The following is a 26998-nucleotide window of genomic DNA, read 5'->3' as shown; positions in this document are numbered from 1 at the left end:
TCAGGCGTACCGGGCAGCCACCACCGACCAGTCGTAGGTGGCCCGGACCCAGTTGCGCCGGGCGGCCAGGGCGTCGCGGATCCCGTCGTCGCCGGCGGCGCGCAGTGCCTCCTCAGCGTCCAGGTACGCCGCCAACCCCTGGTTGAACCGGTGTGCCGCACTCCGCAGCGCTGTCACCTCGTCCGCGTCGCTGCCCTGGGCGATCACCGTGACGAGGTTGTGCGCGTCCGGGTCGGCCTGGCTCTCCTTGCCGTAGGAGAAGAGGTCGTTGCACCAGCAGACCAGGTCCACCGCCAGCAGGTCCAGGGCGACCAGCCCCGGGTTGGCCCGCTGAGCTGGCCCGGAGGGCCGCGTCGACGCCAGGTCGGTCAGGGTGAGGCAGGGGTGCACGCCGCCGATGTGCCGGCGTAGCTGCACGTACTCCGCCACCTCGGGCACGCGCCGACGTTCCCGGTTGCCCGCCTCCCAGAGCAGCGCCAACAGGTACTCGCGCATCTGGCTGACGAACCGCAGCAGCAGCCCTGCGTGATCGTGCAGTCGGGTCCGGCGGCAGAGGTCGTGCAACGCGTCACCCAGTGGCCCGACGGCGGGCGGTACGACGTACGGGTCACCGCAGCGGTCCAGCACGTCGAGCAGGGTGCTGATCGCCGGACCCAGTCGGACCGGGTCGGCGCCGAGGCCGTCCTCGTCGCAGGCGTCGTCCATCACGAAGAGCCAGCTGATCAGGTCGGTGAGCAGCCGCAGGCCGTCGACGGAGCCGTCCGGGCAGGCACGGCCGGCCAGTCCGGCGGCGTCGGCCCGTTCCAGGCGTCGCACGCGTTGGCTGGAATCGACCAGCCCGAACGTGCGCGCCCACTCCATGCTCTCACCCGCCACCTGGTCGGTGGCCCCGTGGCGTCCGGTGGGAAACGGGGGTTCCCTCAGCGCCGAAATCGCGAAGTCCCGCACAATGCGCCCCCACTTCGTGCCGCTCGGCGCGGAGCGGCGCGGTGAAGCGTACGGGAGGAGGTATCAGCGTCCTTCGCTGGGTGTGGGCAACTCCACAGTTGTTCGGTGACCGTTTACGTACAAACAGTCACATGCCCAGGTTGGCGGTGCGTAGCCGCCGAGCCGCCTCGGTCGAGCCGTTCAGTTGGACCCGGGCCACCCGTTGCCGGCCGGAGACGAACAGCACCAGCTCGGCCGGAGCGCCGACCAGGCGCAGTGGCTCACCACCGCGTCCGAGGGAGATCTCACCGTGGCCGGGCGCCTGCACGTAGAGGTCCGCCGGAAAGCGGCGCAGTGCCAGCCGGACCATCGGGGCCGCGCGTTTCCAGAGCGCGCTCTGCAGGCCGGTGGGCAGATCGCGCGGCTGCCACCCGGAGCCGGCCCGCCGGACGTCCTCGTGATGGATGAAGAACTCCATCGTGTTTGCCAACTCGTCGGTCAGCGGGTTGCTGACCGGGCTCCACACCGGCGGTCGGCGCACCTGTGCCACCAGCTCGGGGTAGGGCCGTGCGGCGAGTCGCCGACGGACCCGTTCGGCGTAGCCGCGCAGCGGCGGCAGCACGATCCCACCCGCCGCGTCCGGACGGCGCTCCCGCAACACCAGATGCGCGGCGAGGTCACGGGTCGCCCAGCCCTCGTTGATGGTCGGGGCGTCCGGCCCGAGGGCCAGGAGAAGATCGGCGAGCGCCTCGCGCTCGGCTCGGGCGTACCGCGGCATGGCCCGATCGTAGGCCCGGCGGCCCGCCGGCGCGCGACAGCGGAGGCCGATCGGCCGGCGCGGGACAGCGGACGTCGGTCGGCCGGCGCGTGACACACGACGCCGGTCGGCGCCTGCGGCACGCCGCCGTCCGGTACGTGATGGTCGACATATCCAGTCAGGGTCGGCGGCACTGGCCCCGACCGGTAAGGATGAGGGAGATAATTGCGGCTTACGGCGGGGGAGAGCGTGGCGAGCAAGACAAGTCGGGACGTTCTCAGTCGAGGGCTGGGGGTCCTGCGGCAGGCGATCCGTGAGCAACCGCGGATCTTCTCCGTGGCGGTCGTCGGCAGCGTGCTCTTCGGCGGGATGATCATTGTCAGCGCCCGGGTGGTCGGGTCGGTCATCGGTGAGGTGGCGCTTCCGGCCATCGAACGCGGCGAGGTGGGCGCCGGCACCCTGGCGCTGGCCGCGGCCGCGTTGTTCGGGATCAGCGTGCTGCGGGTGGCGGGCATCTTCGGCCGCCGGCTCGGCGCCGGCTACATGCAGTACCGCCTCCAGGCCTCCTACCGACGCAGGGTGACCCGTCGGTACCTGGAGCTGCCGCTGTCCTGGCACCACCGCAACTCCACCGGCACCCTGCTGTCGAACGCCAACTCCGACGTGGAGGCGGCCTGGTACCCGATCGCGCCGCTGCCGTTCGCCGTCGGCACGTTGGTGATGCTGGTCGGCGCGATAGTGTCGCTCTTCGCCACCGACTGGGCGCTCGCCCTGGTCGGGCTCGCGGTCTTCCCCGCGCTCTTCGCGCTCAACGTCGTCTACTCCCGCCGGATGGCCCCCCGGCAGGCGCGGGCGCAGCGACTGCGCGCCGAGGTCAGCGGCATCGCCCACGAGAGCTTCGACGGCGCCCTGGTGGTCAAGACGATGGGCCGCGAGGCCCAGGAAACCGCCCGGTTCGCGGGCCGCGCCGGTGAGCTGCGCGACTCGCTGATCGCTGTCGGCCGGCTGCGCGGCATCTTCGACCCGCTGCTGGAGACGCTGCCCAGCCTCGGCACCCTCGCCGTACTGGTGGTCGGGGCGTTCCGGCTGCGCCAGGGCGCGATCAGCGTGACCGAGCTGGTCAGCGTGGCCTTCCTCTTCACAGTGCTGGCCTTCCCGGTGCGGGCCATCGGTTGGGTGCTGGCCGAGCTGCCGCGCAGCGTCGCCGGCTGGGACCGGGTGCGCCGGGTGCTCGACGCCACCGGCGAGATGCCGTACGGGCAGCGGGTGCTCGACCCGGCCGGTGCCGGCCCGGCCACCCTCACCTTCACCGACGTGCACTACTCCTACCCGCCGGCCGAAGCGCACCCGCCCGGCGCGCAGGTCCTCGGCGAGGTCGGCTTCACGGTGCCGTCCGGTCGGACGGTGGCCCTGGTGGGGCCGACCGGCGCCGGCAAGTCCACAATCGCCTCGCTGGCGGTGCGCCTCGTCGACCCGGACTCCGGCACTGTGTGCCTGGACGGCGTGGACGTGCGCGAGCTGACCTCCGCGTCGTTGGCCGGCACTGTGGCCCTGGTCGCCCAGGTGCCCTTCATCTTCGACGACACGGTCCGCGCCAACATCGCCCTCGACCGGCCCGGTGTCGACGACGAGGTGGTCTGGGCCGCGCTGCGGCTGGCCGAGGCGGACGGGTTCGTCGCCGCGCTGCCCGATGGTCTGGACACCATGGTCGGCGAGCGGGGCACGTCGCTCTCCGGCGGTCAGCGGCAGCGGCTCACACTGGCCCGCGCGCTGGCCGGTCGACCGCGCCTGCTGGTGCTCGACGACGCGACGAGCGCTGTCGATCCTCGAGTGGAGGCGGCCATCCTGGCGGGGCTGCGGTCGTCAACCACCCAAGCGGGAGTTCCGGCCGCGTCGATCCTGGTGGTGGCGTACCGCCGGGCCACCATCGCGCTCGCCGACGAGGTCATCTACGTGGAGCAGGGACGGGTGGTCGCCCGCGGCACCCACAGCGAGTTGTTGGCCACCGTGCCCGGCTACGTCGACCTGGTCACCGCCTACGAGCAGGCCGAGGTGGAGCGGGCACAGGAAAGTTCCTACGGCGACGACGTGGCGCCGCTGCCGTCGGGCCTGGAGATCGAGGTGGACCGGTGAACGCGAGGAGTGCAGCGCAGCGGAGCCCCGCAGTCGCGAACGGAAGGCGGGACCGGTGAACGCGAGGAGTGCAGCGCAGCGGAGCCCCGCAGTCGCGAACGAAAGGCGGGACCGGTGAGCGCGAGGAGTGCAGCGCAGCGGAGCCCCGCAGTCGCGAACGAAAGGCGGGACCGGTGAGTACGACGACTACGGGAACCGACGAGCAGGAGGCCCGGCAGGAGACGACCTGGCAGACCCTGCGTCGGGGCCTGGCGCTCTCGCCGGAGCTACGGATCGGTCTGGCCGGCACGTTGGCACTGGCGTTGGTCTACATGGTCGGTCGGGTTGCCGTGCCGGTCGCCGTGCAGCAGGGCATCGACCGGGGTCTCGTCGGTGGTCTGAATCTGAACGTGGTCTGGACGGTGGTGGCGGTCACCGCGGCGATCCTGACCATCACCACGATCTGCGGCTACCTGATGATGCGCCGGCTGTTCACGGTCAGCGAGACGGCGTTGGCCAATGTCCGGACGCGCGCGTTCCGCCACGTGCACGACCTGTCGATGTTGCACCAGCAGTCGGAGCGGCGCGGTTCGCTGGTCTCGCGGGTCACCAGCGACGTGGACCAGATCACCCAGTTCCTCCAGTGGGGCGGGGTGATCCTGCTGGTCAACCTCGGTCAGCTGGTGGTCACCACCGCCGTCATGCTGGCGTACTCCTGGCAGTTGACAGTGGTGGTGCTGGCCGCGTTCCTGCCGGCGGTGTTCGTCATCCGGCAGTTGCAACGTCGCCTCGGCAGCGCGTACGCGACGGTGCGCCAACGCACCGGTACGTTGCTCGGCGCGATCGGCGAGAGCGTGGTGGGCGCGCCGGTGATCCGGGCGTACGGGATCGCCGGGCGCACCGAGCGGCGGCTGGACGAGGCGATCGACAGGCAGCGGCTGGCGCAGCAGCGGGCGATCCGGATCAGCATTGTGGGCAGCTCGGTCGGCGAGTTGGCGGCGGGGCTGGCGCTGGCCGGCGTGGTGGTGCTCGGCGTGCTGCTGGGGGTGGACGGCACGCTGTCGATCGGCCAGCTGACCGCCTTCCTCTTCCTGGTGACGCTCTTCATCCAGCCGGTGCAGATCGCCACCGAGGTGCTCAACGAGGCGCAGAACGCGATCGCCGGCTGGCGTCGGGTGCTGGACGTGCTGGACGTCGCCCCGGACGTGGCCGACCCGGGGGAGCAGGGGCGGGAGCTGCCGGGCGGGCCGCTGGACATCCGGTTCGCCGGAGTGCGGTTCGCCTATCCGGGTGGCCCGCCTGTGCTGCACGACATCGACCTGGAGATCCCGGCGAAGAGCCGGGTGGCGGTGGTCGGTGAGACCGGCAGCGGCAAGACCACGTTCGCCAAGTTGCTGACCCGGCTGATGGACCCGTCGGCCGGGGCGGTGCTGCTGTCCGGGGTCCAGTTGACCGACGTCCGGTTCGACTCGCTGCGCTCCCGCGTGGTGATGGTGCCGCAGGACGGGTTCCTCTTCGACGCGACGGTGGGGGACAACGTCCGGTTCGCTCGGCCGGAGTTGACCGACGAGCAGTTGAGCGCAGCCTTCACCGAGCTGGGCCTGTCGGACTGGCTGGAGGGTCTGCCTGCGGGCCTGGACACTCCGGTCGGGGAGCGCGGCGAGGCGCTCAGCGTCGGGGAGCGGCAACTTGTCGCGTTGGCCCGCGCGTACGTGGCCGACCCGGACCTGCTGGTGCTCGACGAGGCGACCAGCGCTGTGGACCCGGCGACGGAGGTGCGGTTGCAACGCACGCTGGACGCTGTCACCCGGGGTCGGACCACCCTCGCCATCGCGCACCGGCTCTCCACCGCGCAGGCCGCCGACGAGGTGATAGTGGTGGACCGGGGTCGGGTGGTGCAGCGCGGCCCGCACGACGAGCTGGTTCGCGACGCCGACTCGGTGTACGGCCTGCTCTACGCCTCCTGGCTGGAGCAGACCCGGTGAGGTGCGGCGGTGTGGTGGACGCCGACGGGCGGGTGCTCTAGGCTCCGGGTTAGGTAAGCCTAACCTCAGAAGGAGGTCGCGCCCATGCGGCCCAACTCCGCCGAGACCGTCCGTACCCTCGTCGCCGGCCGCCTGCCCGGCCTCGTGCACCTGGCCCACCGGCCGGGTCCGCACCACGCCCGGCACGTCACCGACTCGGACGGGCGGGTGCTGCTGCTGGTGCCGGTGGCCAGCCACCTGGCCGCCGCCCTGCAACCGGCAGCCGGAGGCAGCGACGTCGCTGTGGTGCTCGACGTGCTCGACCTGCCGCCCGCCGCCGGCGCGCCCGGCCTGGGTCGCGCCTGGGTGTCCGGTTGGGCGGCCGAGCTGCGCGGCGACGAGGCCCGCGACGCGGCCGTCGAGTTCGCCGCGGTGGAGCCGACCGGCGACCTGCTCGACCTGGGCATCCGGTTCCGGCTGTTCCGCTTCGAGGTGGTCGAGGTCCGCTGGGAGCGGGCCGGCGTCGTGCACCGGATCGACCCGGTGGAGTACGCCGAGGCCGAGCCGGACCCGGTGCACCCGGTCGAGGCCCGCCTGCTCGCCGACCTCGCCGAGTGCGACGGCGCGCAGGTGACGGAGTATCTGCGCCGGCAGCTCGGGTTGGCCGGGCAGACCCCGGACGGGCCGCCCCGGGTGGTGCGCATCGACCGCTACGGGCTGGTGGTGGCCCTCGGCCAACCCGGCGCCCGGCGTCGGGTCCGGCTGGCCTTCCCGGGCCCGGTGGCCGACCCGGCCGAGCTGCTGCGGCTGCTGCCGCCACTGCCCCTAACGGCCCACGCCCACCCGCCGCGCTAACCGCCCCGCCCCCGCGCCCCGTCCCGCCCCGCCCCGCCGATCTTGCACTTTCGGTCGTCGGGTTGCGTGGTATGTCCCTTTGGTCGGGGCAGAAAGTGCAAGATCGCGAGGGGCCCGGGGAGCGGCCTTGTGGGGTCAGGTTGGGAGCGGGCCGGTGAGGTACCGCTGGATCGTGGGACCGATCGCGGCCACCAGGGTTTCCGGGTCCGCCGAGGCGACCGGCTCAAGGCGCACCACGTGCCGCATCATGGCCAGGCCGATCATCTGGGTGGCCACCAGCGAGCCCCGCAGCGGTAGCTCGACCGGGTCGACGTCGAGGTTTTCCAGCACCCGGCGCAGCACCTGTGTGGTGACGAACTCACGCAGTAGTCGAGCGGTCCACTCGTTGCTCACCGCGGAGCGCAGCAGTGCCTGTGCGGCGCTGCCGGTCGGGGAGTCCCAGACGCCGAGGAAGATGCGCACCATCCGCTCACCGACGCCGTCCCGGTCGCCGGCGAGGACCCTCGGCACCAGCTGACCGGGGTCGACCGGAAAGTTCATCGCGGCAAGGAAGAGCTGGTCCTTGCTGCCGAAGTAGTGGTGCACGAGGGCCGGGTCGACCTGCGCCGTACCGGCGATTCCCCGGATCGAGGCGGCGTCGTAGCCACGTTCGGCGAACGCCGTCCGCGCCGCGTCGAGAATCGCCTCCCGGGTGCCCGGGTTGCCGGGTCGCCGGCCGGTCCGCCGCGTCATCGCCGCCCTTCGTTCGTTCGCCTCGGCCCGTCGTGGGCCGGCCCGGCCCGCGCCGGGGTCGGCTGCCGCGCTGGCCGCCGCCCCCGGCGCTGGCGGTCAGCCGCTGCGTCGGCGCAGGGTGGCCGCCGCGAGCACCAGCGCCAGCACCACCGCGCCGAACACCACACCGACGTCGCGCCACATCCGGCCGGTCGGTTCGGCGTGGGCACCGACCTCCTGCAACGCCTCGATGGCGTACGACAGGGGGAAGGCGTCACTGAGCGCCTGGAGCCAGCCGGCCATCTGGTCGCGAGCCACGAACAGCCCGCAGAGCAGCAGTTGGGGGATCACCACGACTGGCAGGAACTGTACTGCCTGGAACTCGGTGCGCGCGAAGGCACTGCACAGCAGCCCGAGGGCGACGCCGAGCACGGCGTCGAGCACGGCGATCCCGAGCACCAGCCCGATGCTGCCGGCGGTGTCCAGATCGAAGATCCAGTACGCCACCGCGGCGGCGACGGCTGCCTGCACGGCGGCGGCCAGCCCGAACGCGATGCCGTACCCGAAGAGCAGATCGAGCTTGCCCAGCGGCGTGGTGAGCAGCCGCTCCAGCGTGCCCGAGGTGCGTTCCCGCAGCATGGCGATGCTGGTCACCAGAAACATGATCACGAAGGGGAAGATGCCGAGCATCACCAGCGCGATCCGGTCGAAGGTCGTCGGCTGGCCGGGCGGGGTCGGTTGGTCGGCGTACATGAAGTAGACAAGGGTGAGCAGGACGGCCGGCACCACCACGAGCAGCGCGATGGTCCGCCGGTCGTGCCGGAGCTGACGCAGGATGCGCCCGGTGGTGGCGGCGAGAATTCGCGCGTTCATGCTGTCTCCCGTGCGGCTGTCGCGTCGGTGCTGGTGGCGGCGGCCTCGCCGGCCCGGATGAGCCGCAGGAACGCCTCGTCGAGGTCGTCCACACCGGCGGCGGCGCGGACCGCGGCGGGGCTGTCGTCGGCGATCAACCGCCCCTGCCGGATCAGCAGCAGTTGGTCGCAGCGTGCTGCCTCGTCCATCACGTGGCTGGACACCAGCAGGGTGGTGCCGGCGGCGGCCATCGCGTGGAACCGGGCCCACAGGTCGGCGCGCAGCACCGGGTCCTGGCCGACTGTCGGCTCGTCGAGGATGACCAGCTCCGGCTCCCCGACCAGGGCACACGCCAGCGAGGCCCGGCTGCGTTGACCGCCAGAGAGGGTGCCGACCAGTTGACCGGCGGCCTCGGCCAGCCCGACGTCGCTGATCGCCCGGTCGGCCTCGGCGCGCCCACGCCCGTACAGGGCCGCGAAGTAGCGGGCGTTCTCCCGGACGGTGAGGTCGGCGTAGACGCTCGGGGCCTGGGTCAGGTAGCCCACCCGGTGCCGCAGCGCGGGGGTGCCCGCCAGTTGACCGAGCACGGTGACCGTCCCGCCGCTGACCAGCTGCACCCCGACCACCGCGCGCATGAACGTGGTCTTGCCACTGCCGCTGGGGCCGAGCAGCCCGGTGACCGCGCCGCGCGGGACCCGGCAGCTGATGCCGTCCAGCACCCGCCGCCCACCCCGGTCCACGACCAGGTCTCGGACGGCTATCGCATCGTCCATCACGCACCTCCACAGAAACTCATCACCTGTTGAACTCAACGCTAGATGAAATACCGCGCCGGGCGCAACGCCGCGCCGGTGTCCGGCTGGCCAACCGTCGCGCGGAGCGCGAGAACGGGCAGTAGGCTCCGGACCGGACACGAAGTCCGCCAACGGGCATTGCGCGCTGATCGGACGTACGGCACGATGGCGCGGTGGGTCACGCTCCGTTACCGGATAGCGGTTTTCTTGAGGATTGGGCCGCGCGGTTGCGGCAGGCCGCCGAGCGGCCGGTGGTCGGCATCGTGTTGCGCGGCAGCCACGCCCGCCGCGCCGCCACCGCGCACAGCGACGTCGACCTCGACGTGTTGGTCGGCGGCGCCCCGTACGCGGCCCGCCGGGCCTACCTGGACGAGTCCGCAGGCCAGGTCACTCACGTTTCGGTGGCCGCCCGAGACATCCGGTCCTGGGTGCACCGGCTGGGCGAACCGGCCGACTGGGCGTTCGGGCTGCCTGTCACCGCGCCGGCGCGGCTGCTCTGGGCCGACCCGCACTGGCGGCCCCGGATCGACCTGCCGGTGCTCTGCCAGCCCGCCGAGCCACCCCGACTGGAAGAGATGATCGCCACGCTGGGTAAGGCCGCCGCCGCCCGCGCGGCCAGCGATCGTCTCGGGGTCCGGCTCGCCGTCGCCGACCTGGCGCGGCTCTGCCCCTCGGTGCTGCGACCGGCCAACCCGTCCGTGCGGGTCCACTCCCGCCGGGCGGCCTTCGCGGCGGCCCTGGAACTGCCGGTAGCACCACCCGGCTACCGGACGGACATGCTGCTCTGCCTCGGACTGCGACCGGGGGCCACCGGGCAGCTCTGGGCCGCCGCCGTTCGGCTGGTCGCCGGCACGCTGCCGTTGATCCGGCCGTACGCCGAGGAGATCGCCGACACGGCCGGCGCGGACCTGGCCGCCGCCCTGGTCGACGGCCGGCTGGACCGCTACGTCGCCCAGCTGGCCCGACCGGCCCGGCCCTCGTCGCAGCCCCGGCCCTCGTCGCAGGTCAGGTCCTCGTCGCAGCCGTTGCTCTCGTCCCAGCGCTGGCTCTCGGGGCCTCCGCCGCAGCCCTGGCGGGAGCGGTCGGCGGCGCCCGCACCGCGTGCGGGAGAATTGGTGACTGTGCCCGTACCTGACCCGCCGGTGACCGGCGTCCCCAGCGATCCGAACGAGTTGGCCGCGTCGGCGCGCCAGTCCCGGCTCGACCCGGCCATCGCGGCCCAGTTGCGCCGCACCGCCGACGGTCTGGTCGCCGCCGTGGTGCGCGCGCACGACTCCGGTGAGGTGCTGATGGTGGCCTGGATGGACGACGAGGCGTTGCACCGCACCCTCACCACCGGCCGGGCCACCTACTGGTCGCGCAGCCGCCGCGAATACTGGGTCAAGGGCGCCACCTCCGGGCACCACCAGTACGTGCGGTCGGTCGCCCTGGACTGCGACGGGGACGCGCTGCTGGTGAGCGTGGACCAGGTCGGCGCGGCCTGCCACACCGGGCACCGGACCTGCTTCTTCACCGAGCTGCCCGTCACCGGGACGGAGGCACCGTGAGCACGCGGAGCGCGGCGCGGCGACACACGGCAGTCGCTACCGAAAGGCGGGTCGGCCGATGACCGACGGCACCCTCAGCCCCGACCTGGACACCTTCACCGCGCTGGCCGCCGACTGGCGGGTGGTGCCGGTCACCCGGCGGCTGCTGGCCGACGCGGAGACCCCGGTCGGGGTCTACCGGAAGCTGGCTGGTGGGCCGGGCACGTTCCTGTTGGAATCGGCCGAGCAGGGCGTCGGCTCGGCCGGCATGGCCTGGTCGCGGTACTCGTTCATCGGCGTCCGCAGCAGCGCGACCCTGATCGAGCGCGACGGCGTGGCGACCTGGCTCGGCCAGCCGCCGGCAGGGCTGAGCACCGAGGGTGACCCGGTGCGGATGCTGCGGGAAACGGTGGCGGCGCTGGCCGGCCCGGTCGGGGACCCGTCCGACGGTCTGCCGCCGCTGACCGGGGGCATGGTCGGCTACCTCGGCTACGACCTGATCCGGCGTTTCGAGCGGTTGCCCGAGCTGACCGAGGACGACCTGGGCGTCCCGGAGCTGGGCATGATGCTCGCCACCGACCTGGTGGTCCTCGACCACTACGACGGCTCCGCGATCCTGGTCGCCAACGCGGTGCTACCGCCGTTGGACGCCCCGGACCGCGCCCCGCAGGTCGCCGCCGCCTACCACCACGCGGTGGGCCGGTTGGACGCGATGACCACGGCGCTGTCCCGGCCCATCCCGCCGATGATCTCCACGGTCGAGCGTCCGCCGGCCGGCGAGGTGCTCTGCCGTACGCCCGACGGCGGCTACCCGAAGGCGGTGGAGGCGGCCAAGGAGGCGATCAGGGCCGGTGAGTGCTTCCAGATCGTGCTCTCCCAGCGCTTCGAGCGGACGACCCACGCCGACCCGCTGGACGTCTACCGGGTGCTGCGTACCAGCAACCCCAGCCCGTACATGTACCTGCTGCGCTTCGACGGGTTCGACATCGTCGGCTCGTCCCCCGAGGCGCACCTGAAGGTCACCGGGGCCGCGGACGGGCGACGCCGGGCGTTGTTGCACCCGATCGCCGGCACCCGGCCGCGGGGCGGCACCCCCGCCGCCGACGCCGCGCTCGCCGCCGAGCTGCTCGCCGACCCGAAGGAACGTGCGGAGCACGTGATGCTGGTCGACCTCGGCCGCAACGACCTGGGTCGGGTCTGTCAGCCCGGCACCGTGGAGGTGCCCGAGTTCGCCACCATCGAGCGGTACAGCCACGTCATGCACATCGTCTCCACTGTCACCGGCACGCTGCGTGACGACCAGAGCGCCTTTGATGCCCTGGCCGCGACCTTCCCGGCCGGCACGCTCTCCGGGGCGCCCAAGGTGCGCGCCATGGAGATCATCGAGGAGTTGGAACCGGTCCGTCGTGGCCTCTACGGCGGCACCGTCGGCTACTTCGGCTTCGGCGGCGACCTGGACATGGCGATCGCCATCCGGACCGCGCTCATGCGGGACGGCCGCGCCTACGTCCAGGCCGGGGCGGGGGTGGTCGCCGACTCGGACCCGGCCGCCGAGGACCAGGAGACGCGGAACAAGGCAGCGGCAGTGCTGGCCGCGATCGCGGCCGCCGAAACCCTCCGGCCGGCGCGGTGAGCGCGAGGAGTGCGGCGAAGCGGAGCCCCGCGGTGAACGATGGGATGAGGTCGTGAGCGGCGGGGACCGGTCCGTCGTGGGCCGGCGCGCGTTGACGTACGCCGTGCTGCTCTGCCTGGCCGGCGCGGGCCTGGCTCTCTGGGCCGCGACGCGCAGCTGGTCGGTCGAGCTGACCGTACGTCCGGCGCCGCTGCCGCCGGTGCGGGACACCCGCAGCGGTGCGAGCCTGCTGCCGTGGCTGCCGGCGTTGGCCCTTGTGACACTGGCCGGGGGTGGCGCGGTGCTTGCCACCCGGGGTCGCCTGCGTCGGGTGCTCGGGGCGCTGCTCGGCGTGCTCGGCCTGGCCGTGGCGGCCGGCGGTGGGTACGGGCTGGTAGCCGATGTGGGCGGCGTCGCGAGCCGGCAGTGGCCGGCGCTCTGCCTGCTGGGCGGCCTGCTGGCCGCCGGCGGTGGCTGGTGGACGGCGGTGCGCGGCGGTGACTGGCCGGCGATGGGCGCCCGGTACGAACGTCCGGCGCGGACCGCGCCGCAGGCCGCGCCGGCGCAGGGCGACCCGGTTGTGCCGCCGACGCCGTTGGCGGGGCGGCGGACCACCGAGGCGTGGGACGCGCTGGACCGGGGCGAGGACCCGACGGACGACTGACGCGGTGGCCGGCCAACGCGGTGGCCGGTCAATGTGACGACCGGCTGACGCGGTGGCCGTGACGGGCGGTCAGCCGACCGGCTGGCGCTCCCACTGGGCGCGGCTACTGGCGGCGCGGGCGGCGGTCAGCTCGGCGACCAGGCGGTTCAGCTCGGCCCGTTGGTCGGCGCGGGCCCGGTCGGCGCAGACCGCCTCCCAGGCGTTGCCCCGTGCCGTCCGCATCCGTCCCTCGCCCACCACTGCCCGTTCAACTGTGTGCACCACTCCGACGGCGAGCGATGCCACGGTCCGCGAGATGGTGGTCAGTCCGATGGTCGGGTTCGGCTCGGAAATGCTCATGGTCACCTCGCACGAGGAGTTGCTGCGGTCGGGGCAGGCGCGCCATCGAGTCTGCCCGAGGACGATGCTCGCCCGTCGACGTTTCGTCGCGGTGACCGCCCGGTCAACTGTCTCGCCTCGGCCGTGACCAGGCACCGTCCGTTCGGCCTTGAGCTTGCTCACAGCATCGACTGGCATCGCTGCCACCGGGCGGCGAGCGGAAACTGGTGGCATGATCGATGGATCGGCCCGGTCTGACTGTGGCCGCCAGGCTCCATACCGCGTGACGGTGGTCGATACCGGAGGTGGCGCTGCGTGACAACCCCTTCACGGCAAGTCGGCCATTATGCCGCAGCCCTTTTCGTGAGCAGCGCCATACCCCCGGCATTCGGCGTCGGTCGGCTGCCCCTAGCATCGGCCCATGACGCCCGGAGAGGGGAGTCCGTTCGTGACTGCTGAGCATGCGCACGCGGAGGGGGACGAGGCCGGCCAGGCAGCGTCCGTAAGCGTGCTCGACGAGATTCTGGCCGGCGTGCGTGAAGACGTCGCCCGACGCCAGGAGCAGGTTCCGCTGGAGCGGATCCGTGAACTGGCAGCGGCGGCGCCGCCACCCATGGACGCGTACGCCGCGCTGCGCAAGCCCGGCGTGGCCGTGATCGCCGAGGTGAAGCGTTCGTCGCCGTCCAAGGGCCGGCTGGCCGAGATCGCCGATCCGGCTGACCTCGCTGTCGACTACGCGGCCGGTGGGGCGCGGGCGATCAGCGTGCTGACCGAGGGGCGCTGGTTCGGCGGTTCGCTGGACGACCTGGCGGCCGTCCGTGCGGCGGTCACCGTGCCGGTGCTGCGCAAGGACTTCGTGGTCTCCAGCTATCAGATCCACGAGGCCCGCGCGCACGGCGCCGACCTGGTGCTGCTGATCGTCGCCGCACTTGAGCAGAACGTCCTGATGGGGCTGCTGGAGCGGATCGAGTCGCTGGGCATGACAGCTCTGGTCGAGGTGCACGACGAGGAAGAGGCCGACCGCGCGTTGGAGGCCGGCGCGCAGGTGATCGGGGTCAACGCCCGTGACCTGCGTACCCTGGAGGTCGACCGGTCGGTGTTCGAGCGGATCGCGCCCGGCCTGCCCAGCAGCGTCGTCAAGATCGCCGAATCTGGCGTTCGTGGCCCGCACGACCTGATCCGGTACGCCTCCGCGGGCGCCGACGCGGTCCTCGTGGGTGAGGGCCTGGTCACCCAGAAGAGCCCCCGCGAGGCGGTAGCCGAGTTGGTCAACGCCGGCAACCACCCGGCAACGCCCCGGCCGGTGCGCTGACCCCGCCCCCGGTCTGACGTCCCACCGAGAGGATTCCCGATGAGCGCCGACGCGCTGGCCCCGGTGGCCGGCCCGCAGCCCGACTCCGCCGGCCACTTCGGCCGCTTCGGCGGTCGGTTCGTTCCCGAGGCCCTGGTGGCCGCGCTGGACGAGCTCGACGGGGCGTGGCGTACGGCGATGGCTGACGAGTCCTTCCGGGCGGAGTTCGGCGCGCTGTTGCGCGACTACGCCGGCACGCCGTCGCTGCTCTACGAGGCCCGGCGGTTCTCCGCGAAGGTCGGCGCGCGGGTGCTGCTCAAGCGCGAGGACCTCAACCACACGGGTGCGCACAAGGTGCGCAACGTGCTCGGCCAGGCGCTGCTCACCAAGCGGATGGGCAAGACCCGCGTGATCGCGGAGACCGGCGCCGGCCAGCACGGTGTCGCCACCGCGACCGCCGCCGCCCTGTTCGACCTGGAGTGTGTGGTCTACATGGGCCAGGTCGACACCGAGCGGCAGGCGCTCAACGTGGCCCGGATGCGGATGCTCGGCGCTACCGTCGTCCCCGTCACCAACGGCTCGCGCACCCTGAAGGACGCGATGAACGAGGCGATGCGCGACTGGGTGGCGAACGTCGACGAGACGCACTACCTGATCGGCACCGCCGCGGGCCCGCACCCGTTCCCGGCGATGGTGCGCGACTTCGTCCGGGGCATTGGTGACGAGGCACGTCAGCAGTGCCTGGACCTCACCGGTGGGTTGCCGGACGCCGTCACCGCGTGCGTCGGCGGCGGCTCCAACGCGCTGGGAATCTTCCACGCGTTCGTGGGCGACGAGGCCGTGCGGCTGTACGGCTTCGAAGCCGGTGGCGACGGGGTGGCCACCGGCCGGCATGCGGCGAGCATCACCGGCGGGTCGGCCGGCGTGCTGCACGGCACCCGCACCTTCGTCCTCCAGGACGCTGACGGGCAGACCCTGGAGTCACACTCGATCTCCGCCGGCCTGGACTACCCGGGCGTCGGGCCCGAGCACGCGTGGCTGCACGACACCGGCCGGGCGAACTACCTGCCGGTCACCGACGACGAGGCGATGGCCGCGTTCGAGCTGCTCTGCCGTACCGAGGGCATCATCCCGGCGATCGAGAGCGCACACGCGCTCGCCGGCACCGTCGCGCTGGCTCCCAAGCTCGCCGCGGAACTGGGCCGGGAGCCCACGATCGTGGTCAACCTCTCCGGGCGGGGCGACAAGGACGTGCACACCGCCGGTGACTACTTCGGCATCCTCGACAAGGAGCGGTGAGATGAGCCGGATCGGGGTGGCCTTCGACAAGGCCCGCGCCGACGGACGGGCACTGCTGGTCGGCTGCATGCCGGCCGGTTTCCCCACCGTCGAGGGCAGCATCGCCGCGATGACCGCCATGGTCGAGGCCGGCGTCGACGTGATCGAGGTGGAGATCCCCTACTCCGACCCGGTGATGGACGGGCCGGTTATCCAGCGGGCCAGCGACATCGCGCTGGCTGGGGGCGTACGCACCGCGGACACGATGCGCATCATCGAGGCGGTGGCGGCCACCGGCGCTCCGGTGGTCACCATGACCTACTGGAACCCGGTCGAGCGGTACGGCGTGGACGTCTTCGCCCGTGACCTGGCCTCCGCCGGCGGCACCGGTCTGATCACCCCGGACCTGATCCCTGACGAGGCCGACGAGTGGCTGGCCGCCTCGGAGGCGCACGGGCTGGACCGCACGTTCCTGGTCTCGCCGTCGTCCACCGACGCCCGGCTGGCGATGACGGTCCAGCACTGCCGCGGTTTCGTCTACGCGACAGCGGTGATGGGGGTGACCGGCGCCCGGGCGCGTACCTCCGACGCCGCCCCGACGCTGGTCTCCCGGGCCCGCGCGGTCACCGACCTGCCGATCGGCGTCGGCCTGGGTGTGGGTACCGGCGCGCAGGCCGGCACCGTCGCCGGTTACGCCGATGGGGTGATCGTCGGCAGCGCGCTGGTCCGGTGTGTGCTCGACGCGCCCAACGAGGCCGACGGGCTGGCCGCCCTGCGCACGCTCAGCGCCGAACTCGCCGAGGGCGTCCGTAACCCCACCCGCTGAGCCCGGCGCTTGCTGGGCCTTGCCGCGCCGAGCCCTCGGCGTTCGTCAGGGGTGCAGCGACGGGTCCACGGCCTCACCGCGTTGCTCCGGTGGCTGCCCCGCTCCCGGTTGGCATACCTGGCCGGTTCCGGGCTGCCGCCCGTTGTGCCCGGCGGGCTGCTCGTGGCTGGTCGCGGGCCGCTGTGTGTCCTGGCCGGTCCCCGGGCGCTGCGTGTCCTTGTCGGTTGTCGGCCGGCCGTGCTCGGCTGGGCGAGCCGCCGGCAGCGGCGCGGAGGCGCTGGTGTCGGACACGCAGGCGACGTCGCGGAGCACGCCGGAGCGGCCGGCTGTCGCGTCGGTGACGGCGGCCCGGGTGAGCGGTGTGACCACCTCGGGCAGCGCGTCGGGGGAGTGCCAGGACAATCGGCAGCCCGGCGGTGGGTCGGTGGCGGGTCGGACACCGGCAGCGCGGGCCCGGAACACGTGCACGAGGACGTCCGGCAGCGGGCCGGCGCGTCCGGCGGCGGCCTCTCCTGGGGGGCCGCTCACCTGGTAGATGCCGACGAGGTCGGTCAGTTCGATCTCCCAGCCGGTCTCCGCGCGAATGTCCCGTAACGCCGCCCGCACCGGGCCCTCGGCCGGGCGCAGTCGTCCGCCGGGCAACGCGTAGCGGCGGGCACCCCGACCTTGCTGGCAGAGCAGCACCCGACCGGTGTCGTCGGTGACGACCGCGGCGACCGCCCAGGTGAGCGCGCTCATGGACAAAGAGCCTACGGCGGTGCAAACCAGAAGTCACCGGGATGCGCCCTCCAGCGGCCCGGGGTGCCGCTGTGGGGGTGTGCAGCGGTAGCGTGTGCACCCGTGACCCTCGCCTCGCTCTCTCCCCAGGCGGCCCTGCCCAGCCCCAGCACCGCGGTCTGGCAGCTCGGGCCGGTGCCGATCCGGGCCTACGCGCTCTGCATCATCGCCGGCATCGTGCTGGCCTGCTGGGTGACGGAACGCCGGCTGCGGCAGCGCGGCGTCGCGCCCGGCGCGGTGCTCGACATCGCCGTCTGGGCGGTTCCCGCAGGCATCATCGGCGCCCGGATCTACCACGTGATCACCTCACCGGAGAAGTACTTCGGCGCCGGTGGGGACCCGATGAAGGCGTTCGCCATCTGGGAGGGCGGTCTCGGCATCTGGGGCGCGGTCGCCGGTGGCGCGGTCGGTGCCTGGATCGCGGCCCGACAGCTCGGCATTCCGTTCGGTGTGCTGGCCGACGCGCTGGCCCCCGGGCTGCCGCTGGCCCAGGCCGTCGGCCGGATCGGCAACTGGTTCAACAACGAGCTCTTCGGTGGCCGGACGACAGTGCCGTGGGGTCTGGAGATCCACCGGATGGACCCGGACAACCCGGGGCACGCCCTCCGCGACGACGCCGGGCAGCCGATCCTCGAACCGGGTCTCTACCAGCCGACCTTCCTCTACGAGGCGCTGTGGAACCTCGGCGTCGTAGCTCTGGTCCTGATCCTCGACCGCCGGCTGAAGCTTGGCCGGGGCCGCGCGTTCGCGCTCTACGTGATGGGTTACACGGTCGGCCGGTTCTGGATCGAGCTGATGCGCACCGACGAGGCCAACCAGATCCTCGGCGTCCGGCTCAACGTCTGGACGGCCGCAGTGGTCTTCCTCGGCGCCCTGATCTACTTCGTACGGGTGCGTGGCCCTCGGGACTACCTGATCCCGCTCGGCCCGGCAGCGACGACGACCCCGCCCCCCACGTCCGACCTGTCCCAGGTCGACCTGTCCGAGCGGGAGATCCCCACGCGGGCTGCCGCGCCGGAGGGCTACCGGGTGGTGAGCGAGGAGCAGTACGCGGTCTGGCAGGACACCGGCGTCGTACCGCCGGCGACCGACGACGACTCCCGGCCCGAGGATGACCAGCCGTCCGACGACACGGCATCCGCCGACCTCACGTCGAGCGATGACGAGCCGGTGGACGATCCGTCCGCCGCCCGCACCGACCGGGCTGACGCTACCGGCGCGCGTCCCGCCGACCGGGACAGCTGAGCGGCACCGATGCGAAGCGCGGTGGTGGTCGGCGCAGGGGTGGGTGGCCTCGCGGTGGCCGGCGCGCTGGCCCGTTCCGGCTGGCAGGTCACAGTGTTGGAACGCGCCGAACGGATCCGCCCCGAGCCGACCGCGGTGGTGCTCTGGCCCAACGGCGTCCGCGCGCTCCAGGCCCTCGGCCTCGGCGCCGGCCTGGCCGCCATCGCCACCCCGTTGCCCGACGGCGGGGTCCGTCGCCCGGACGGGCACTGGCTCGTGCAGCCCCGACCCATCCCGGCCGACCGGATGCCGGTGGTGGTGCACCGGGAGGATCTGCACGACGCGCTGATCGCCGGCCTCGGCGAACGGGTCGAGTTGCGGACCGGGGTGACAGTGCGCCACGTCCGCGTCGAGCCGGGCGAGCGGCCGGGAGTCAGCGACGGGCGGCACACCATCGAGGCCGATCTGGTGGTGGCCGCCGACGGCACTGACAGCGGCATCCGCCGCCAACTCGCGCCCGAGTCCCGGGTGGTCAGCTCCGGATGCGCCGCCTGGCGGGCTGTCATCCCGTGGTACCAGGCACCTCGGCTCCCCGACGATCAGCCGCTGGCCGGTGAGATTCTCGGCGCGGGTTACCGGTTCGTGGCCGCGTCGCTGGGTGAGCGCGGCTCCTCGGGCGGGTCCACCAGGGGCGGCATCTACTGGGTGGCCACCGCCGCCGGCGCGCCCCGCCCGGAACCACCGGAGACCCAACTCGCCCTGCTGCGCCGCTGGTACGCGGGCTGGCCCGCGCCGGTCGGCGCGCTGCTCGACGCCACCGACCCGGCCGACCTGGTCCAACAGGAGGTTCGTGAGCTGCGCCCGCTGCCCCGGGCGTACGGCTTTCCGGTCGGGCCCGGTGGGGTGGTGCTCCTCGGTGACGCGGCGCACGCCATGCCGCCGCACCTCGGGCAGGGCGCCTGCCTCGCGTTCGAGGACGCCGCGACGCTCGCGTCGCTGCTGCGGGAGGCCCGGCTGCCCGACGCCGTGCAGACGTACGACCGGGTGCGCCGCCCCCGGGCCGCGACGGTGGTCCGCCAGACCCGGCGGATGTCGGCGGTGCTCCAGACCCGGGGCCGGTTGGCGCTGCGCGCCCGGGACGCCGCGCTGGGCACGATCAACTCCCGGCTGCTCTCCAGCGCCGCCGCCTCCGCCGCCCAGTGGCGCCCACCGACCTGACCTCGGACGCGAGGCAGGTCAGCGCAGTGGGGCAGGTCAGGGGATGAGGGCGGCGGGTTCGGCGATGCAGGCGGTGCCGATTCGGCGGAAGCCGACCCGCAGGTAGACCCGCGCGATCTCCTCGCTGCCCGCGGAGAGGAAGACCAGCTCGGTGCCGGCGGCCAGCAGTTCCCGGGCCAGGGTGGCGGTGAGCGCGGCGCCCAGCCCGCGTCGCCGGGCGGACGGCAGGGTGGCCACCCCGGCGATCTCCGCGACGTCGTGCACCCGCATCGCCATGCCGCTGGCCAGCGCGCCCTCGGTCGGCGTGCCGGCCAGCGCGGAGATCCGTCGCCCGTCGGCGATCCGGGCACGCTCCTCGTCGAGCGCGGCCAGTTCGAGTTCGGTGACGGCGGCGTCGCGTTCGGCCGGGCCCGCCTCGCCGGGCGCGGTGCCGGCCGCGGCGAATGCCACCGCTGCCACCGCACGTCGTGCGGCGACATCGGCGGCGAAGCCGGGGGAGTCAGCTGCCAGCACCCGTACCGCCGCGTCGGAGAGCGTCGCCGGGTCCGGCAGCGCGCTCGGGTCAAGCACCATCAGCGGCGCCTCCAGCACGCTGAGCCCCGCCGAGCGGGCCACCGCCAGCAACTCCGGGGTCGTCTCGTGCACCCACTCGAACGCTTCTGGCAGGCCCAGCTTCCGCTGGCGTTCGCGAACCGAGACCACGTCGGCCAGCGACGGCGGCTCAGTGGCGTCGATCCGGGGACGGGCGTAGAACGGCCAACCGGCGCCTTCGCGGACGAACAACACCAGCGCGCCATGCTCCTCCGCACCGGCGACGTCGCGGGGCACCGCGTCGTAGAAGCGTTCCAACCGGTCGAAGACGTGCTTGTGTAGCGGATCCACCGCGCGAGACTACACGTCCCAGCCAGTGGACGGTGTGATCAATCTCGGGTGGCCGTGCGACCCCGGCCCTAACGTAGACTCAATAGACCCACGGGCCGACGTCGTCCCCACCATGATCCAACCTGAGTGACGACAGGAGGCCCGGTGGCTCAGCCGTACGCGGACACAGAACAGCCGCACCCGCACAGCCCACAGGCGTCCCCGACGCCCCACCCCCATCCGTCCGCCCAGGGCCTCTACGACCCAGCGCAGGAGCACGATGCCTGCGGCGTGGCCTTCGTGGCGGACCTGCACGGCCGGCGTTCACACTCGGTCGTCGCCAATGGGCTCGGCGCGCTCTGTCGGCTGGACCACCGGGGCGCCCGTGGCGCGGAGCCGAACACCGGCGACGGCGCCGGCATCATGATCCAGGTGCCTGACGCGTTCCTGCGCGCGGTGGCCGACGTCGCGCTTCCTCCGGCCGGCGAGTACGCCACGGGGCTGGTCTTCCTTCCCGACGACGATGCCGCCGAGGCGCGAGCCCGCCGGGTGGTCGAGAAGTACGCACTGGTCGAGGGTGCCGACGTGCTCGGCTGGCGGGACGTGCCGACCGACCCGAGTGACCTGGGCGAGACCGCCCTGGCGGCGATGCCCCGGGTCCGGCAGCTCTTCCTGGCCGCGCACCGCCTCACCGACGCGCCCGACGGGCCGGCCGGCTCCCCGCTGCGCGGCCTCGACCTGGACCGGGTGGCGTTCTGCCTGCGCAAGCAGGCCGAACGGGAAACCGCCGAGCGTGGTGTTCCGGCGTACTTCCCGTCGCTGTCCAGCCGCACCATGGTCTACAAGGGCATGCTCACGCCCGACCAGTTGCCGGCGTTCTACCCGGACCTGCGCGACGAGCGGGTGGACAGCGCGATCGCGCTGGTGCACTCCCGCTTCTCCACGAACACCTTCCCGTCCTGGCCGCTGGCGCACCCGTACCGGTTCATCGCCCACAACGGCGAGATCAACACGATCCGGGGCAACCGCAACTGGATGCAGGCGCGCGAGGCGCTTCTGCGCTCGCCGAACGTGCCGGGGAACATCCGGCGGGTCTTCCCGGTCTGCACCCCCGCAGCCTCCGACTCGGCGAACTTCGACGAGGTGCTGGAGCTGCTGCACCTGGCCGGGCGGAGCCTGCCGCACGCGGTGCTGATGATGATCCCCGAGGCCTGGGAGAACGACCCGGGGATGGACCCGGCCAAGCGCGCCTTCTACCGCTTCCACGCCAGCCTGATGGAGCCGTGGGACGGCCCGGCGTCGGTGGCCTTCACCGACGGCGAGATCGTCGGGGCGGTGCTGGACCGCAACGGGCTGCGCCCGGGGCGCTGGTGGCAGACCGACGACGGGCTTGTGGTGCTCGGCTCCGAGGCGGGCGTCCTCGACCTCGACCCGGCCCACGTGGTCGCCAAGGGGCGGCTCCAGCCGGGCCGGATGTTCCTGGTCGACACAGTGGCCGGGCGGATCGTGCACGACGAGGAGATCAAGTCCGAGTTGGCCGCGGCCCAGCCGTACGGCGAGTGGCTGCACGCCGGGCTGATCGAGCTGAACGACCTGCCGGCCCGCGAGCACACCGTCTACACGCACGACTCGGTGCGCCGTCGGCAGCAGACCTTCGGCTACACGGTGGAAGAGCTGAAGATCCTGCTCGGTCCGATGGCCCGCACCGGCGCCGAGCCGCTCGGTTCGATGGGTACGGACACCCCGATCGCGCCGCTGTCCACAAGGCCGCGGCTGCTCTACGACTACTTCCACCAGCTCTTCGCCCAGGTCACCAACCCGCCGCTGGACGCCATCCGCGAAGAGTTGGTGACCAGCCTGGCGTCGACGATCGGGCCGGAGGGCAACCTGCTCGACCCGGGTGCCGCGAGCTGCCGGCAGATCGTGCTCCCGCACCCGATCATCGACAACGACGAGCTGGCGAAGATCCTCTCCATCGACGAGGACGGCGACCTGCCCGGCTTCAAGGCGGTCCGGGTCTCCGGGCTGTACCGGATCCGGGAGGGCGCCGCCGGGATCAAGGCGCGGCTGACCGAGATCTGCCGGCACGTCTCCGAGGCGATCGAGGACGGCGTGCGCATCCTGGTGCTCTCCGACCGGGACTCCAACGCCGACCTGGCCCCGATCCCGTCGCTGCTGCTCACCGCGGCCGTGCACCAGCACCTGGTCCGCGAGCAGACCCGTACGCGGGCGGCGCTGATCGTCGAGTCCGGGGACTGCCGGGAGGTGCACCACGCGGCGGTGCTGATCGGCTACGGCGCGGCGGCGGTCAACCCGTACCTGGCGTTCGAGTCGGTCGAGGACATGATCGCCACTGGCACGTTGGCCGGGGTGGAGCCCGCCGCGGCGGTGCGCAACTACGCGAAGGCGCTCGGCAAGGGCGTCCTGAAGATCATGTCCAAGATGGGCATCTCGACGGTCTCCTCGTACTGCGGTGCGCAGGTCTTCGAGGCGGTCGGCCTGGACAGCCGGCTGGTCGAGCGCTACTTCCGGGGCACCCCCAGCCGCATCGGCGGGGTGGGTCTCGCCGGCGTGCACACCGAGGTGGCCGCCCGGCACGCGCTGGCCTGGCCGCCGGCCGGCACCGCCACCTCCGACCGGTTGGAGGTCGGTGGCGAGTACCAGTGGCGTCGCGAGGGTGAGCTGCACCTGTTCAACCCGGAGACGGTCTTCCTGCTCCAGCACGCCACCCGCAGCCGGCAGTACGACGTCTTCCGGCAGTACACCGCCAAGGTCGACGCGCTCGCCGCGCAGGCCGGCTCGCTGCGCGGGCTGTTCACACTGCGTACCGGGGTCCGTCCGGCGGTGCCGATCGAGGAGGTCGAGCCAGCCACCGAGATCGTCAAGCGCTTCGCCACCGGCGCCATGTCGTACGGGTCCATCTCGGCGGAGGCGCACGAGACGCTCGCCATCGCCATGAACCGCCTCGGCGGCAAGTCCAACACCGGTGAGGGCGGCGAGGACGTCGAGCGGCTGCACGACCCGGCCCGCCGGTCGGCGGTCAAGCAGATCGCCAGTGGCCGCTTCGGTGTGACAAGCGAATACCTGGTCAACGCCGACGACCTTCAGATCAAGATGGCCCAGGGCGCCAAGCCGGGCGAGGGCGGTCAGCTGCCCGGTAACAAGGTCTGGCCGTGGATCGCCCGGACCCGGCACGCCACCCCCGGCGTGGGTCTGATCTCCCCGCCGCCGCACCACGACATCTACTCCATCGAGGACCTCGCCCAGTTGGTGCACGACCTGAAGTGCGTCAACCCGGCGGCCCGGGTGCACGTCAAGCTGGTCAGCGAGGTCGGCGTCGGCACCGTCGCCGCCGGGGTGGCGAAGCTCAAGGCGGACGTCATCCTGATCTCCGGCCACGACGGCGGCACGGGCGCCTCCCCGATGAACTCGCTCAAGCACGCCGGCACCCCGTGGGAGCTGGGGTTGGCCGAGGCGCAGCAGACGCTGCTGCTCAACAAGCTGCGTGACCGGGTCACTGTGCAGGTCGACGGCCAGCTCAAGACCGGCCGGGACGTGCTGGTCGCGGCGCTGCTCGGCGCGGAGGAGTTCGGCTTCGCGACAGCGCCGCTGATCGTCGAGGGTTGCGTGATGATGCGGGTCTGCCACCTGGACACCTGCCCGGTCGGCATCGCCACCCAGAATCCCGTGCTGCGGGAGCGCTTCACCGGCAAGCCGGAGTTCGTGGAGAACTTCTTCCTCTTCCTCGCCGAGGAGGTCCGGGGGTACCTGGCCGAGCTGGGTTTCCGGTCGATCGAGGAGGCGATCGGGCAGTCGGAGCTGCTCGACGTGGCCCCCGCGGTGACGCACTGGAAGGCGCACGGGTTGGACCTGGCGCCCGTCCTGCACCTGCCGGAGCTGCCCGCCGGCGCGGCCCGACGCGGGGTCCGCGCCCAGGATCACGGCCTGGAGCAGGCGCTCGACAACGAGCTGATCGCGTTGGCCCGTCCGGCTCTGGCGGACGGAGCGCCGGTGCGGGTCGAGGTGGCGGTGCGCAACGAGCACCGCAGCGTCGGCGCGATGCTCGGCGGTGAGGTGACCCGTCGCTTCGGTGGCGCCGGTCTTCCCGAGGACACCATCGAGTTCGTGCTGCACGGCACGGCTGGGCAGTCGTTCGGCGCGTTCCTGCCGCGCGGGGTGACACTGCGCCTGCACGGCGACGCCAACGACTACGTGGGCAAGGGCCTCTCCGGGGGTCGGCTCATCGTCCGTCCGGACGCCGCCGCGCCGTTCCTCGACCCGGACGCCGAGCCGGGGCAGCGGGCCGAGGATCAGATCATCGCCGGCAACACCATCCTGTACGGGGCCACTGCGGGCGAGGTCTTCCTGCGCGGCCGGGTGGGGGAGCGGTTCGCGGTGCGCAACTCCGGCGCGGTCGCCGTTGTCGAGGGCGTCGGTGACCATGGTTGCGAGTACATGACCGGCGGCACTGTGGTGGTGCTGGGCGCGACCGGCCGGAACTTCGCCGCGGGCATGTCCGGCGGCACGGCGTTCGTGCACCACCTGGACCGGGCCCGGGTCAACGCGGAGCTGGTCGACCTGCTGCCGCTGGGCGAGCAGGAGCAGTCGCTCCTGCACGAACTGGTCCAACGGCACGTGGCCGAGACCGGGTCGGCTGTCGCCGAGGAGCTGCTCAAGCGGTGGCCGGAGGCGGTGGCCGAGTTCACCGCTGTGGTACCCCGCGACTACCGCCGGGTGCTGGAGATCATGCGGGCTGCCGAAGCAGCCGGCCGCGACGTCGACGACGCGGTCATGACGGAACTGACCGCGCCCGCTGTGCCGGCGATGCCGGTGCCGCCCGCCCCGCGGGTGGCTGCCCAGGAGGTGGCACGTGCCTGACCCGAACGGTTTCCTGCGCTACGACCGGCGGCTGCCGGCCCGCCGGCCGGTGCCGGTGCGGATCAGCGACTGGCGGGAGGTGTACCCGCCGGCCGGCGAGGAGTTGGTCCGTGAGCAGGCCACCCGATGCATGGACTGCGGCATCCCGTTCTGCCACGACGGCTGCCCCCTGGGCAATCGCATCCCGGACTGGAACGACCTGGTGCGTACCGGCAACTGGGACGCCGCTGTGGAGTCGCTGCACGCCACCAACAACTTCCCGGAGTTCACCGGCCGGCTCTGCCCCGCGCCCTGCGAGGCGGCCTGCGTGCTCGGCATCTCCGGCGGTCAACCGGTGACCATCAAGCAGGTGGAGGTGGAGATCGCCGACGCCGCCGCGGCGCGCGGGTTCACCCCCCACCCGGTGCCGGCGCCGTCGGGCCGGTCGGTCGCCGTCGTCGGCTCCGGGCCCGCCGGCCTCGCCGCCGCCCAGCAGCTGGCCCGCGCCGGTCACTCGGTCACTGTGTACGAACGCGACGACGCGATCGGTGGCCTGCTCCGGTACGGCATCCCCGACTTCAAGTTGGAGAAGCGGCACATCGATGCCCGGCTGGCCCAGCTCACCGCCGAGGGGGTGCGCTTCCGCACCGGCGTGAACGTCGGGGTGGACGTCACCGCCGAGCAGTTGCGCGCCGAGCACGACGCGGTGCTGCTGGCCTGTGGGGCGTTGCAGGGCCGGGACACCCCCGAGACCCCGGGGCGGGCGCTTCGGGGCGTACACCAGGCGATGGCGCACCTGGTCGCGGCGAATCGCGCGGTCGCCACGGCGGCCACCGACCAGGCCGGCGTGGTGGCCACCGCCGAGCGTCGGCTGGCGCCGGCGGTGTTGCCGGACGGCACGCCGATCGACGCGGCCGGCAAGCACGTGGTGATCATCGGCGGAGGTGACACGGCGGCCGACTGTCTCGGCGTGGCGCACCGTCAGGGCGCTGCGGGCGTGCACCAGCTCGACCTGTACCCGCAGCCGCCGCAGGAGCGCGACGAGGCACGGGATCCGTGGCCGACCTGGCCGTGGGTGCTGCGCAGTTACCCGGCGCACGAGGAGGGCGGCGAGCGGGTCTTCGCCGTGGCGGTGCAGGAGTTCGTTGACGACGGTGCCGGCCAGGTGCGGGCGGTGCGGATCGCCGAGGTGACAGTGGAGAAGCGCGACGGCCGGCGGGTCGTCACTGTGGTGCCGGGCTCCGAGCGGGAGTTGCCGGCCGATCTGGTGCTGTTGGCGATCGGCTTCGAGGGCACCGAGCAGCAGCCGCTGCTGGCCCAGTTCGGTGTGGCCCGCAACCCTCGGGGCGCGATCGACGCTCGCGACGACTGGCAGACCGACGCCGACGGGGTGTTTGTGGCTGGTGACATGCACCGGGGCGCTTCGTTGATCGTCTGGGCCATCGCCGAGGGGCGGGCGGTCGCCGCCGCCATCCACGGCTATCTGGGCGGTGTCGGTGCGTTGCCGGCCCCGGTGGGCCCGGCCGCGCAGGCCCTCGCCGCTCGCTGAGGTGCGGTTGTCTGGTCGGTGCGGC

At 72.9% G+C, this 26998-nt stretch carries 21 protein-coding genes and 1 pseudogene; 14 read left to right on the top strand and 8 right to left on the bottom strand.

All coding sequences use genetic code 11. The features are described 5' to 3' along the window. Together MED01_RS04955 and MED01_RS04950 are read right to left on the bottom strand one after the other, a co-directional pair. On the bottom strand, window positions 1–861 hold the full coding sequence (locus MED01_RS04955; RefSeq protein ID WP_238667358.1) for a terpene synthase family protein: 861 nt from the start codon (window positions 859–861) through the stop codon (window positions 1–3). Window positions 862–1075: 214 nt separating this feature from the next. After that, window positions 1076–1705 carry a TIGR03085 family metal-binding protein gene (locus MED01_RS04950; RefSeq protein ID WP_238667357.1) on the bottom strand — a complete coding sequence of 210 codons (630 nt, stop codon included), beginning with the start codon at window positions 1703–1705 and terminating at the stop codon, window positions 1076–1078. 228 nt (window positions 1706–1933) lie between these two features. On the opposite strand from MED01_RS04950, the gene MED01_RS04945 reads away from it, so the two are divergent. From MED01_RS04945 to MED01_RS04935, 3 genes are all read left to right on the top strand, one after another. Next, window positions 1934–3817, top strand: coding sequence for an ABC transporter ATP-binding protein (locus tag MED01_RS04945; protein ID WP_238667356.1), 1884 nt, complete (start codon window positions 1934–1936; stop codon window positions 3815–3817). Window positions 3818–3990: 173 nt separating this feature from the next. Continuing rightward, a complete protein-coding gene (locus MED01_RS04940) occupies window positions 3991–5781 on the top strand; it encodes an ABC transporter ATP-binding protein (RefSeq protein ID WP_238667355.1) in 1791 nt (596 codons plus the stop codon). An 84-nt stretch (window positions 5782–5865) separates the two neighbouring features. Continuing rightward, entirely contained in the window at window positions 5866–6615 is a 750-nt protein-coding gene (locus tag MED01_RS04935; RefSeq protein ID WP_238667354.1) for a DUF2470 domain-containing protein, read from the top strand. 135 nt (window positions 6616–6750) lie between these two features. On the opposite strand, the gene MED01_RS04930 is transcribed toward MED01_RS04935, so the two are convergent. The 3 genes from MED01_RS04930 to MED01_RS04920 all read right to left on the bottom strand — a co-directional run bounded on the left by MED01_RS04930 (window position 6751) and on the right by MED01_RS04920 (window position 8951). After that, on the bottom strand, window positions 6751–7347 hold the full coding sequence (locus tag MED01_RS04930; RefSeq protein WP_238667353.1) for a TetR/AcrR family transcriptional regulator: 597 nt from the start codon (window positions 7345–7347) through the stop codon (window positions 6751–6753). A 96-nt stretch (window positions 7348–7443) separates the two neighbouring features. Then, a complete protein-coding gene (locus MED01_RS04925) occupies window positions 7444–8199 on the bottom strand; it encodes an ABC transporter permease (RefSeq protein ID WP_238667352.1) in 756 nt (251 codons plus the stop codon). Further along, window positions 8196–8951 carry an ABC transporter ATP-binding protein gene (locus MED01_RS04920; protein ID WP_238667351.1) on the bottom strand — a complete coding sequence of 252 codons (756 nt, stop codon included), beginning with the start codon at window positions 8949–8951 and terminating at the stop codon, window positions 8196–8198. The genes MED01_RS04925 and MED01_RS04920 overlap by 4 nt, the downstream gene beginning before the upstream one ends. A 596-nt stretch (window positions 8952–9547) precedes the next feature. Here MED01_RS04920 and MED01_RS04915 point away from each other — a divergent pair. The 4 genes and pseudogenes from MED01_RS04915 to MED01_RS04900 all read left to right on the top strand — a co-directional run. Further along, window positions 9548–9778 (top strand): annotated as a pseudogene (locus MED01_RS04915) (phosphoribosyl-AMP cyclohydrolase); the annotation flags it as partial. 315 nt (window positions 9779–10093) lie between these two features. Beyond that, window positions 10094–10519: a phosphoribosyl-AMP cyclohydrolase gene (gene hisI, locus MED01_RS04910; RefSeq protein WP_372493589.1), complete on the top strand. Its 426-nt coding sequence runs from the start codon at window positions 10094–10096 to the stop codon at window positions 10517–10519. Between the two features lie 58 nt (window positions 10520–10577). Beyond that, the gene (locus MED01_RS04905; RefSeq protein ID WP_238667350.1) at window positions 10578–12131 is read left to right on the top strand and encodes an anthranilate synthase component I; all 1554 of its coding nucleotides are present in this window, start codon (window positions 10578–10580) and stop codon (window positions 12129–12131) included. Window positions 12132–12183: 52 nt separating this feature from the next. Next, window positions 12184–12774, top strand: coding sequence for a Trp biosynthesis-associated membrane protein (locus MED01_RS04900; RefSeq protein ID WP_238667349.1), 591 nt, complete (start codon window positions 12184–12186; stop codon window positions 12772–12774). A 69-nt stretch (window positions 12775–12843) separates the two neighbouring features. Here MED01_RS04900 and MED01_RS04895 read toward each other — a convergent pair whose 3' ends face one another. Further along, window positions 12844–13113: a hypothetical protein gene (locus MED01_RS04895; protein WP_238667484.1), complete on the bottom strand. Its 270-nt coding sequence runs from the start codon at window positions 13111–13113 to the stop codon at window positions 12844–12846. Between the two features lie 487 nt (window positions 13114–13600). Between MED01_RS04895 and trpC the strand changes: the two genes are divergently transcribed. Genes trpC through trpA form a run of 3 tightly spaced genes read left to right on the top strand, consistent with a single transcriptional unit; the run spans window position 13601 to window position 16487 of the window. Further along, window positions 13601–14404, top strand: a complete 804-nt coding sequence (trpC, locus tag MED01_RS04890; RefSeq protein WP_030334428.1) for an indole-3-glycerol phosphate synthase TrpC — start codon at window positions 13601–13603, stop codon at window positions 14402–14404. 39 nt (window positions 14405–14443) lie between these two features. Beyond that, a complete protein-coding gene (trpB, locus tag MED01_RS04885) occupies window positions 14444–15682 on the top strand; it encodes a tryptophan synthase subunit beta (protein ID WP_238667348.1) in 1239 nt (412 codons plus the stop codon). A 1-nt stretch (window position 15683) separates the two neighbouring features. Next, window positions 15684–16487 carry a tryptophan synthase subunit alpha gene (gene trpA / locus MED01_RS04880; protein WP_238667347.1) on the top strand — a complete coding sequence of 268 codons (804 nt, stop codon included), beginning with the start codon at window positions 15684–15686 and terminating at the stop codon, window positions 16485–16487. Between the two features lie 45 nt (window positions 16488–16532). On the opposite strand, the gene MED01_RS04875 is transcribed toward trpA, so the two are convergent. Further along, window positions 16533–17225 carry an NUDIX hydrolase gene (locus tag MED01_RS04875; protein ID WP_238667346.1) on the bottom strand — a complete coding sequence of 231 codons (693 nt, stop codon included), beginning with the start codon at window positions 17223–17225 and terminating at the stop codon, window positions 16533–16535. A gap of 102 nt (window positions 17226–17327) precedes the next feature. Here MED01_RS04875 and lgt point away from each other — a divergent pair, with 102 nt between their 5' ends. Continuing rightward, window positions 17328–18509 carry a prolipoprotein diacylglyceryl transferase gene (gene lgt / locus MED01_RS04870; RefSeq protein WP_238667345.1) on the top strand — a complete coding sequence of 394 codons (1182 nt, stop codon included), beginning with the start codon at window positions 17328–17330 and terminating at the stop codon, window positions 18507–18509. A gap of 9 nt (window positions 18510–18518) precedes the next feature. After that, window positions 18519–19706: an FAD-dependent oxidoreductase gene (locus MED01_RS04865; RefSeq protein ID WP_238667344.1), complete on the top strand. Its 1188-nt coding sequence runs from the start codon at window positions 18519–18521 to the stop codon at window positions 19704–19706. A 36-nt stretch (window positions 19707–19742) separates the two neighbouring features. Here MED01_RS04865 and MED01_RS04860 read toward each other — a convergent pair whose 3' ends face one another. Then, the gene (locus MED01_RS04860) at window positions 19743–20588 is read right to left on the bottom strand and encodes a GNAT family N-acetyltransferase (RefSeq protein ID WP_238667343.1); all 846 of its coding nucleotides are present in this window, start codon (window positions 20586–20588) and stop codon (window positions 19743–19745) included. Between the two features lie 144 nt (window positions 20589–20732). Between MED01_RS04860 and gltB the strand changes: the two genes are divergently transcribed. Continuing rightward, on the top strand, window positions 20733–25445 hold the full coding sequence (gltB, locus tag MED01_RS04855; RefSeq protein ID WP_238667342.1) for a glutamate synthase large subunit: 4713 nt from the start codon (window positions 20733–20735) through the stop codon (window positions 25443–25445). After that, on the top strand, window positions 25438–26973 hold the full coding sequence (locus MED01_RS04850; protein ID WP_238667341.1) for a glutamate synthase subunit beta: 1536 nt from the start codon (window positions 25438–25440) through the stop codon (window positions 26971–26973). The genes gltB and MED01_RS04850 overlap by 8 nt, the downstream gene beginning before the upstream one ends. The last annotated feature ends 25 nt before the right edge of the window (window positions 26974–26998 follow it).

Origin of the sequence: Micromonospora alfalfae, from assembly GCF_022230925.1 — a bacterium.
In the GTDB taxonomy this organism is placed as follows: Bacteria; Actinomycetota; Actinomycetes; order Mycobacteriales; family Micromonosporaceae; genus Micromonospora; species Micromonospora alfalfae.
Note: the sequence above shows the minus strand (reverse complement) of the source record. Positions and strands in the feature narration are given on the sequence as shown.

Bases quoted from the DNA above. Each gene is read 5' to 3' on its own strand.
- MED01_RS04895 (WP_238667484.1), bottom strand. From the start codon at position 13,113: ATGAGCATTTCCGAGCCGAACCCGACCATCGGACTGACCACCATCTCG.
- MED01_RS04925 (WP_238667352.1), bottom strand. From the start codon at position 8,199: ATGAACGCGCGAATTCTCGCCGCCACCACCGGGCGCATCCTGCGTCAG.
- MED01_RS04930 (WP_238667353.1), bottom strand. From the start codon at position 7,347: ATGACGCGGCGGACCGGCCGGCGACCCGGCAACCCGGGCACCCGGGAG.
- trpA (WP_238667347.1), top strand. From the start codon at position 15,684: ATGAGCCGGATCGGGGTGGCCTTCGACAAGGCCCGCGCCGACGGACGG.
- MED01_RS04875 (WP_238667346.1), bottom strand. From the start codon at position 17,225: ATGAGCGCGCTCACCTGGGCGGTCGCCGCGGTCGTCACCGACGACACC.
- MED01_RS04955 (WP_238667358.1), bottom strand. From the start codon at position 861: ATGGAGTGGGCGCGCACGTTCGGGCTGGTCGATTCCAGCCAACGCGTG.
- MED01_RS04950 (WP_238667357.1), bottom strand. From the start codon at position 1,705: ATGCCGCGGTACGCCCGAGCCGAGCGCGAGGCGCTCGCCGATCTTCTC.
- MED01_RS04905 (WP_238667350.1), top strand. From the start codon at position 10,578: ATGACCGACGGCACCCTCAGCCCCGACCTGGACACCTTCACCGCGCTG.
- MED01_RS04865 (WP_238667344.1), top strand. From the start codon at position 18,519: ATGCGAAGCGCGGTGGTGGTCGGCGCAGGGGTGGGTGGCCTCGCGGTG.
- trpB (WP_238667348.1), top strand. From the start codon at position 14,444: ATGAGCGCCGACGCGCTGGCCCCGGTGGCCGGCCCGCAGCCCGACTCC.
- MED01_RS04920 (WP_238667351.1), bottom strand. From the start codon at position 8,951: ATGGACGATGCGATAGCCGTCCGAGACCTGGTCGTGGACCGGGGTGGG.
- MED01_RS04935 (WP_238667354.1), top strand. From the start codon at position 5,866: ATGCGGCCCAACTCCGCCGAGACCGTCCGTACCCTCGTCGCCGGCCGC.